Source organism: uncultured Veillonella sp. (genome assembly GCF_915069625.1).
Lineage (GTDB): Bacteria > Bacillota > Negativicutes > Veillonellales > Veillonellaceae > Veillonella.
On the sequence record NZ_CAJZFD010000073.1, the window covers coordinates 1 to 9,425 of the forward strand.

Consider the following 9,425-nt stretch of genomic DNA (forward strand, 5'->3'; position numbering starts at 1 on the left):
ATAATTTTTTGTATCAGGAATTGTTGTATCATCAAAGACCATATCAATCTTATTGAGTGCAACAATTTGTTTTTTATTGGCTAATTTTTCAGAATATTTACGAAGTTCTTCATTAATAGCATCAAAATCAACCTTTGGATCGCGCCCCTCCATACCAGATACATCAAGGACGTGAATTAAAATATTAGTCCGTTCTACGTGGCGCAAGAAGTTATGCCCTAGGCCAACACCTTCGCTAGCCCCTTCAATAAGGCCTGGAATATCGGCTAATACAAAACTGCGATCTCCAGAGATTGTTACTACCCCAAGTACAGGTGTCAATGTAGTAAAGTGGTAAGCAGCTACCTCTGGTTGAGCTTTAGAGACCTTACGTAAAATACTAGACTTACCAACAGATGGATAGCCTAATAAACCAACATCTGCCAATACTTTAAGCTCTAGTTGCAACCAGAACTCTTCACCAGGTTCACCCTTTTCTGCGAATGTAGGTGCACGGTTAGCACTTGTTTGGAAGCGTGCATTACCACGGCCACCACGACCACCTTTAGCAATAACAAAAGTATCACCGTCGTTAACGAGGTCACAGAAAATTTTACCTGTTTCTTCTTCTTTAATTACAGTGCCCAACGGAACCGGGATAATAAGTGGCTCAGAACCGCGACCATGCTTGTTAGAGCTTTCACCATTACCACCAGCAGGTGCCTTAAACTGACGTTTATATCTAAAGTCCACAAGAGTATTAATATTCTTGTCCGCTTTAAATATAACGTCTGCCCCTTTACCACCATCGCCGCCACTAGGGCCGCCATTTGGCACGTATTTCTCACGGCGGAAGCTAGACATGCCGTCCCCACCGTCACCGGCCTTAACAAAGACACGCGCTCTATCTATAAACATACTTTAACTCCTATGCATTATTGCTGTAATAACTCTAATGCTTTTTTAATTTGAATATCATCTAATGTACTAGATGGATTTACACCTTTTGGTAAATCCAGTTCTACATCAGGTTTAATACCAATGCCGTCAATAACACGGTCATTTGGTGTATGGTATTTAGCAATAGTTACCTTAACACCTTCATTATCAAGGCTAGGGTAAATTGTTTGAACTGTACCCTTACCATATGTATTAGTACCTAAAATAGTACCTAGTTTACGGTCTTGAATAGCACCAGCTATAATTTCAGATGCACTAGCAGACCCTTTGTTAACAAGAACGACTAATGGCATAGCTACGTCTGGACCATTAGACTTATAAACCTCTTTTTTCCCAGCTCTATTTTGTACGGTTACTAATGTTCCTGGAGGCATAATATAGTTAGAAATCTTTTCTGTAGTAGATAATAACCCACCAGGATTATCTCGAAGGTCTAAAATTAGTTCCTTCATACCTTGAGATTGCAATTCTTTAAATTGTGTTTCAAAATCATCAGCCGTATTTTCAGCAAATTGACTAATACGAATATACCCTACTGTACTTGTGAGCATTTTGCTTTTAACAGTAGGTAACACAATGGATTCACGGGTAATATCAAAGTGCAATTTTTCACCATTACGCTCTATATCAAGGGCAACAACGGTACCAGCCTCGCCGCGAATTCGAGAGGATGCATCTTCTACAGTAATATCGCTTGTGGATTGACCATCAATAGCAATAATATGATCACCAGGTTTTATGCCCGCTTTGAAAGCTGGTTGATCTTCCATAATACTAACTGCATATAAACCTTTATCATCATGACCAAGAACCATGCCTACACCTGCATAAGTGCCAGATGTTTGCATTTTCATGGACTTAAATTCGTCAGCATCTAAATAAATACTATGGGGCTCTCCCAAAGAGCCAATTAAGCCTTTAAGCATACCATCATAAAGGGTCGCTTTAGACATCGGTGTCATAAAGACTTGACTCGCAGCATAGTAGGCTACAAATAGTCTTGGTAATCCCCAGAATGAACCAGATAAGTACCAAAACGTAAGCCACATAATAACGATGCCGGAGCCTATATATTTCAATAGACTCCATAACACCGTACGTGTATCAAATTTCATATTATAAATATCCCATAGGATCAACAGGATCCCCACTTATACGAACTTCAAAATGTACGTGTGGCCCAGTACTATTACCAGTGCTACCAGCATAGGCAATAACTTGACCTTTAGATACATCTTGTCCTTCAGAGACAGCAAGCTCAGAATTATGGCCATAAAGGGTGGACATACCATTACCATGGTCGATAACTACAGCGTAACCATAGCCACCCATCCAACCAGACCAAACAACAGTACCTCCATCAGCAGCATGAACTGGTGTACCTTCATCAACACCAATATCAATACCGGAATGGTAGATAGTTGTACCCCAAATTGGATGTGTACGATAGCCATATGGTGAAGTAATTTCACCACTTACAGGCCAACCAAGTTGACCAGACCCTTGTACCCAAGAGTAGCTTGGTGCAGACTGTTGAGCCGCAGCTGCCGCTGCTGCTTCTGCAGCTGCACGAGCTGCCGCACGTTCAGCTTGGCGAGCTTTCAATAATGCTGTAATTTGAGCGGAAGAAGCATTAAGTTCTTCCACTGCTTGCATCGCCGTAGCACGGTCATTTTGTGCCTTCTGAAGAACTACTTCACGTTCTTTTTTCTTTTGTTCAATTTCAGCTTGTTTTGCTACAGCAGCTTTTTCAAGCTCTACTAACTTAGCTCGTGATTGTTCAAGAGCTTGTTTACGTGCCGCAATTTCAGCACGTTCTTTTTTAATTTCATCGATTAACTTGATGTCAGAATCAATGATGCGTTTTAAGATCTCTAATCGATTTGCAAAATCGCTAAAGTCTTTAGATCCAATGACAACATCTAAATAGCTTAGACGTCCATTAATATAAATATCTCGTACACGCTTATAAAATACGGATTCTCGACCTTCTAAGCGTTTTTGTGCTTCTGCGAGTAACTTTTCATTAACAGTAATATCATTTTCAACGGCTACACGTTGCTGTTGAATAGATTCTAACTGTTGTTGGGCCTGACGCAATTGCTCTTCAATTTGTCGCAACTGTTCAGATACACTTACAATGACAGTTTCTGCATCAGCTTTGATAGAGTTTTGTTGATTAACTTGTTGTTGAATTGAATCTAATTGATTCGTTAAATCCTCATCTTCGGCAACGATATATAGTGGTGTTCCCAGTACCACTATACCTGTTAAAATTGTTGCTACAAGGCGAGATTTGATTGTGTTGTATTTCATAAACATTACACCTTCATGTATTGTTTTAAAGAAATCGTACTACCAATAGCACCGACTATAATACCGCCACCTAGAATATAGATAGCCACATCATAGAAGAATGGGAACATTGGTACTAATGGGAAGAATGCTAAGGACTCAGAAACTTCCATGGTAATGAAATGGTAAAACTCACCTACACAAAGTACAGCAATTACAGCCCCTACTAAGCCCAATAACATACCTTCGATCAAGAATGGCCAACGAATAAAACCATTGGTTGCACCAACATATTTCATGATGGCAATTTCTTTACGGCGGGCGAATACAGTCAAACGAATTGTATTAGAAATGATGAATAATGTAGCGGCTGCTAAAAATGCGATTAATACAATACCACCAATTCTGATTACTTGGGTAATGCGGAAAAGTTCTTCTACAATATCTTGACCATAATGTGTACTTTCAACACCTTGGAATGTAGTGGCTAGTTTAGCTGTAGCCTTAACATCACTAGGATTGTCAAAGGTTAATACATAAGAATTTGGCAATGGATTTACATCGCCTAATGCATTTACCAATTGCTGTTGATCACCGAGCCGTGCTTTGAATTCTTTCATCGCTTGTTCTTTATTAACAAACTCTAAATGCTTAAGATTTGGTATAGCTTTAATTTGCTTACCTACCGCCATAATTTGGTCAGTTGTTAAACCATCTTTTAAATAGATGCTCAATTGAACTTGGTTTTCTAAACTAGATGCCATGTTATTCAAATTGATAACACCGCAAAGGAATACACCAAGCATAAATAAAGATAAAGCCACTGTAGAAATAGATGCTAACGTCATAAGACCGTTACGCTTCATAGATTTGAGGGCTTCTTTAAAAAAGTATTTCAATGTTCTAGGCTTCATTAATTTCTGCACCTCTCATATTATCACTTTGAACGCGACCATCTTTTAGACGAATAACACGTTTATTTAAATACGAAACAAGATCCATATTATGGGTAACCATAATAACAGTTGTGCCAAAATTATTGATATGCTTAAACAAATCTACAATACCTTTACTTGTATCAGGATCTAAGTTACCAGTCGGTTCATCAGCAATAAGTACAGATGGACGATTTACAATAGCGCGAGCAATAGCAACACGTTGTTGTTCACCACCAGACAGATCCTCTGGTAAATCATTTGCTTTATCACTTAAGCCAACAAGTTCTAGTACATGACTTACCTTTTCCTTAATTACCTTTGGTTTTTCTTCAATTACTTCAAGCGCAAAGGCAATATTTTCTGATACCGTTTTGTTTGGTAATAAACGGAAATCTTGGAATACAACACCAAGTTTTCTACGTAATTTTGGAATTTTACTACGCTTCATACGCGTAACATCAAAATCATCAACAATGACAGTACCAGAATCAGGTACTACTTCATGAGTTAACAATTTAAATAGAGTTGATTTCCCTGCACCGCTGTGACCACAAATGAGGACAAATTCGCCCTCATTTATAGTTAAACACACATCGTCTAATGCAACAGAACCATTATCATAGACTTTACTAACATTCTTAAATTCAATCATGGGATCCCCTTTGATTATTTACGAGTGATTACACGTTTTACTGCTTCTACAATGTCTTTTGCTGTCAAACCATATTTAGCCATCAATTCTTTTGGCGTACCACTCTCCCCAAATGTATCTTGGACACCAACGAATTCCATAGGAACAGGCTTATTAGCCACAACAACTTCAGACACAGCAGAACCAAGACCACCAATGATATTATGTTCTTCTGCTGTTACAATAGCACCTGTTTCAGTAGCTGCTTTTACAATTGCTTCTGCATCGATAGGCTTAATAGATGCCATATTGATAACGCGAGCAGACACATTAGATTCAGCTAAAGTTTTAGCTGCTTCTACTGCAGGTCCAACCAAAGCACCACAAGCGATAATTGTTACATCAGAACCATCTACTAATGTAGTAGATTTACCAGGTACGAATGTATAACCTTCAGCTGTAACATCATCTACTCCAGCACGGCCTAAACGAACATATACAGGACCTTCATAAGATGCAGCCCATTCAACTACTGCTTCTGTTTCACGTTCATCTGCAGGTACTACTACAGTCATATTAGGTAAAGTACGCATACAAGAAATATCTTCCAAGCTTTGATGTGTAGCACCATCTTCACCTACAGTAATACCAGCATGAGTAGCACATACTTTTACATTCAATTTTGGATAACATACAGCATTCCGAATTTGTTCAAATGCACGACCTGTTGCAAACATAGCAAAGGAAGAAACAAATGGAATTTTGCCTGCTGCTGCAAGTCCGGCACCAACAGAAATCAAGTTTTGTTCTGCAATACCTACATTAAAGAATCGATCAGGGCAGACATTTTTAAATGTATCAGTTTTAGTAGATTTAGATAAATCTGCATCTAATACGATAATATTTGTATTTTCTTTACCAATGCGAGCTAACGCATTACCATATGCTTCACGTGTTGCTTTACCCATTATTGTACCCCCATAATTTCATTAACAAAGGTTTCACCTTGCTCTGCACTAGGCGCTTTACCATGCCAACCTGCTTGGCCTTCCATTTCAGCTACGCCTTTACCTTTTACAGTATGCATTACGATACAAGTTGGACCTTCTGTGAAAGCTTTAGCAGATTCAATAGCATTATGAAGTTCATCAAGATCATGACCATTGACTTCAATAACATTCCAATTGAAAGCTTTAAATTTCTCAGGAATTGGCAATGGAGAAAGTACTTTAGTAATATCACCATCGATTTGAAGGCCATTAAAATCAACAAAAGCAGTCAAATTATTGAGTTTATAATGACCGGCAAACATTGCTGCTTCCCATACTTGACCTTCTTCAAGCTCGCCATCACCTAAAATGGAGTAAACGCGATAATCAGCATTGTCAATTTTGCCTGCCAATGCCATACCACATGCGGCAGAAATGCCTTGGCCTAAGGAACCTGTAGACATATCTACGCCAGGAGTATGTTTCATATCAGGATGGCCTTGTAACATATGGTCAATTTTACGTAAATTCAAAAGTTCTTCTTTAGGGAAATAACCTTTTTCAGCCAATGTAGCATATAAAGCAGGAGCTGCATGACCTTTAGAAAGGACAAAACGATCTCTATTTGGAGCTTTTGGATTTGCTGGATCTACATTCATTTCTACATAGTACAACAAGGCCATCACATCAGCGATAGATAAAGAACCACCTGGGTGACCGGATTTTGCTGCCGTTACAGACTGAACAATACTAACGCGAATAGCTTTTGCCTTCTCTTGAACTAGTTGTTTAACATCTTGTGTTAATGTAGCCATAGAGACCTCACTTTCTGGATTGGATCCAATATATTAATAATCTTTAAGTAATGAAATAGCGATTTCTGCATTGCGTTGAGAGTTTAAACGCAATGCTTCAATACAATCATAAGAGGATTGATACTCTTCTCTGGAATTTAAGAGCTTATGACATCGCTGATATAGCGCCTCTTCTCTAAGATGTGTCATTGTTCCTATTGGTTCCTGACCGATCATATGTAAGAAGCTTGTAATTTTAGGATCGTAGGAAATACCAATAACAGGTTTCCCCATTAAAGAGCTAAATACTAGAGCATGAAGACGTATACCAATCATTAGATCCACATTCCCCGATAAGGATACTTGTTCCTCTGTAGAGAATGGGCCTTCAAGAACAATAGCCCCCTTTGGCATATAACTAGCGATAATTTTAGCTTCTTTTGTATCCTCTGGATGAGACATAGGAATAAAAATAATTTCTACCTCATCTTGCTCTTGTAATCGGCTCAACACATTGGCTAATGATTCACGATATTCTGTATCATCTTTCCAACTACGAACAGCAACACCAATTCGTTTTGGATTCTCTATAGATTTAAGTAGTTTAGATGTATAGCCATCTAAAATACGTTTACCGATAGACAAATCTGCCGGTTGCATAGCCAAAACAGCATCAGCTGTAACCTCTACATCTTCAATTCCTAAGGACTCTAATTCAGATTTTGAAATAGAATCACGAACTGTAATGGTATCCACAAATCGCAATATAAAGCTAACAGCTCTTCGTGTAGAGGGACGATTTAAAGGCCCAATACCTTGAGAGTAAAGCATTACCTTTTTTCCCATCATTTTAGCTAAAGCCATAATACTTAAATAGTAATATGTATTACGAATACTTGTAGCATCTTGTAAAAGACTGCCTCCACCACTGATCACTAAATCAGAATTGGCAATTGCCTTTAAAATACCAAATGCGGAAAATGTCCCCACTGCATGAATGTTATGTTTTTTGCTTGTCTCTGTAGGATTACCAGAAATAACCGTAATATGCGCATCTGCTTCCTCTTTGCGAATGGCATCGATAATGGCACAAAGCATTGCTTCATCGCCAGCATTACCAAAACCATAATAACCAGAGATAACAATATTACTCATGGTCAACCTCCCGCGCTTGGAACCATTGTGTTACATACATCATGAAACGTACAGCAATGATAAGAAGCAAACCTAAGAGAGCACCAATTAATAAACCATCATATCCACGCATAATAGACATGAATACAGGAGTTCTAATATGACAGAATGTTTCAACCATTGAAGCTATGCCGATAACACCTGCAATAGTTAATAAGAAATGGATTACTGTAGGCCATTTACGTAAGAATGCAAACGTAGCCAACATTAATGCTGGGTGACCAATAATGAACTCTTTTTCTCTAGGTCTTGCATACAATGTATTTTCAAGGAAACGACGAAGCATAAGTTCAAATCCTGGTACAGGAACACCTGCTGTATGACCACTGCGGCCAACAAATACCCATGCCACGCCACCAAGAGCAGCCATTACAAAGAATACGTAAAATTTAACATCCATTGTTAAGAATTCAACTACAAATTTCTTTGCTTCTTCTTTAGAGTTAATCATACGACCTTTCCACAAAGGGAAACGTTGTAAGTACGCGATGATCACCAATACAATTGGAAGTACAAATGTTAACTTAACACCTCTAAAGATAGCAAATTCCATAAAGAATTTCGTATTTCCTAATAAAGATGCAATATACATACCGCCAATAGCCGCAAATAATGCAGCAATTACGAGATAAAGCACTGCTAATACGGTAGATTTAATAGCACCTAATGGACGAGCTCCATCATAACGACGCCATTCCTCCATCAAGCGAATCATGGCACCTACAGGAGCCATAATAGCACTAGATAAAGCCCAGATTTGAGTAATCAATGTACCACTTGTAATGATGAATAATACTACAGATACAAGGGAAATGCCAAAGAATGCTACCAATTGTGTATGTTTACGCATTGGAACTAACATTTGAGCAACATAAACGAATAGCGCAATAGCACCAATCATTGTGATGACTACTAATAAAGGATTTGGCGTATAAGGAGGATAAATATCAGCAGGACCGAATTCATAACCTTTAGTAGATAATTTTTCAGTGGTCATCCCAATATAGTTAATAGTTGTTTGTAATACTGTTTCATTGTTTACACCTGTTTCATACATAGGGAATAAGTTAAAACGAATATTACGTTCAATATCACTAATATAGAATCGTTGAGCTGCTTCTTCTGGAGTGATTTTCTTTAATTCATCCTTAGCAATTGTATATACACGGCCCACACTATAATTATCTTTAGCAGCCATTTCCAAGAAACCTTGTTGTGGCTCATATTGAAGTTGGTTAACGGCTTCAATACCAACTAGAGGAATATGATTCTTATGTAATAGTTCTAATGTTTCATCCGTTAAATCAGGAGCTCCTAGGGCCTCTTTACCAGCAAAGATCATGCCTGTTACATGTGGAATTCCTTCAAGACGCTTAAACACATATTGGAGGTCATCTGATGTTACATTTCTGTAGTTTGTAGGACGAACTATAACATTAAATCCACGATTAGCAACTTCTTGAGCTTGTAGCTTGGAAATACCAAGATTCATTTTTAGATAGCTATCAGCGGTAGCACCATATAATTCAAGGACCGGACCAATACTAGTATTAAGCTCTTTAACTTTATCTTTACCAATACGATGATACAAGTCTTCGCGAATTTCTTTATAATAGCCTTCTTTACCTGAAATTAATGCTACATA

General features: G+C 38.2%; 9 protein-coding genes. All 9 read right to left on the reverse strand.

Annotated features, from left to right (window positions below):
• The coding region (obgE, locus tag QZ548_RS05170; protein WP_295868871.1) for a GTPase ObgE at nt 1-897 on the reverse strand (897 nt) is incomplete at its 3' end.
• 17 nt (nt 898-914) lie between these two features.
• The gene (locus tag QZ548_RS05175; protein WP_295868874.1) at nt 915-2,054 is read right to left on the reverse strand and encodes a S41 family peptidase; all 1,140 of its coding nucleotides are present in this window, start codon (nt 2,052-2,054) and stop codon (nt 915-917) included.
• 1 nt (nt 2,055) lies between these two features.
• Nucleotides 2,056-3,255, reverse strand: coding sequence for a murein hydrolase activator EnvC (locus tag QZ548_RS05180; RefSeq protein WP_060924727.1), 1,200 nt, complete (start codon nt 3,253-3,255; stop codon nt 2,056-2,058).
• Nucleotides 3,256-3,260: 5 nt separating this feature from the next.
• Entirely contained in the window at nt 3,261-4,148 is an 888-nt protein-coding gene (gene ftsX, locus QZ548_RS05185; protein ID WP_005386828.1) for a permease-like cell division protein FtsX, read from the reverse strand.
• Entirely contained in the window at nt 4,138-4,824 is a 687-nt protein-coding gene (ftsE, locus tag QZ548_RS05190) for a cell division ATP-binding protein FtsE (RefSeq protein WP_119206734.1), read from the reverse strand. The genes ftsX and ftsE overlap by 11 nt, the downstream gene beginning before the upstream one ends.
• Before the next feature lie 14 nt (nt 4,825-4,838).
• Nucleotides 4,839-5,771, reverse strand: a complete 933-nt coding sequence (locus QZ548_RS05195; RefSeq protein ID WP_005386832.1) for a transketolase family protein — start codon at nt 5,769-5,771, stop codon at nt 4,839-4,841.
• Entirely contained in the window at nt 5,771-6,607 is an 837-nt protein-coding gene (locus QZ548_RS05200) for a transketolase (protein ID WP_119206736.1), read from the reverse strand. Before QZ548_RS05200 ends, QZ548_RS05195 begins: the two co-directional genes overlap by 1 nt.
• A gap of 33 nt (nt 6,608-6,640) precedes the next feature.
• Entirely contained in the window at nt 6,641-7,741 is a 1,101-nt protein-coding gene (gene csaB / locus QZ548_RS05205; RefSeq protein WP_295868878.1) for a polysaccharide pyruvyl transferase CsaB, read from the reverse strand.
• Nucleotides 7,734-9,425 (reverse strand): DUF5693 family protein (locus QZ548_RS05210; RefSeq protein ID WP_295868881.1); only part of this gene is annotated, 1,692 nt, incomplete at its 5' end. The genes csaB and QZ548_RS05210, both read right to left, overlap by 8 nt.

Coding starts and splice junctions, on each gene's coding strand:
- ftsX (WP_005386828.1), bottom strand. CDS start 4,148: ATGAAGCCTAGAACATTGAAATACTTTTTTAAAGAAGCCCTCAAATCT.
- csaB (WP_295868878.1), bottom strand. CDS start 7,741: ATGAGTAATATTGTTATCTCTGGTTATTATGGTTTTGGTAATGCTGGC.
- QZ548_RS05200 (WP_119206736.1), bottom strand. CDS start 6,607: ATGGCTACATTAACACAAGATGTTAAACAACTAGTTCAAGAGAAGGCA.
- QZ548_RS05175 (WP_295868874.1), bottom strand. CDS start 2,054: ATGAAATTTGATACACGTACGGTGTTATGGAGTCTATTGAAATATATA.
- QZ548_RS05195 (WP_005386832.1), bottom strand. CDS start 5,771: ATGGGTAAAGCAACACGTGAAGCATATGGTAATGCGTTAGCTCGCATT.
- QZ548_RS05180 (WP_060924727.1), bottom strand. CDS start 3,255: ATGAAATACAACACAATCAAATCTCGCCTTGTAGCAACAATTTTAACA.
- ftsE (WP_119206734.1), bottom strand. CDS start 4,824: ATGATTGAATTTAAGAATGTTAGTAAAGTCTATGATAATGGTTCTGTT.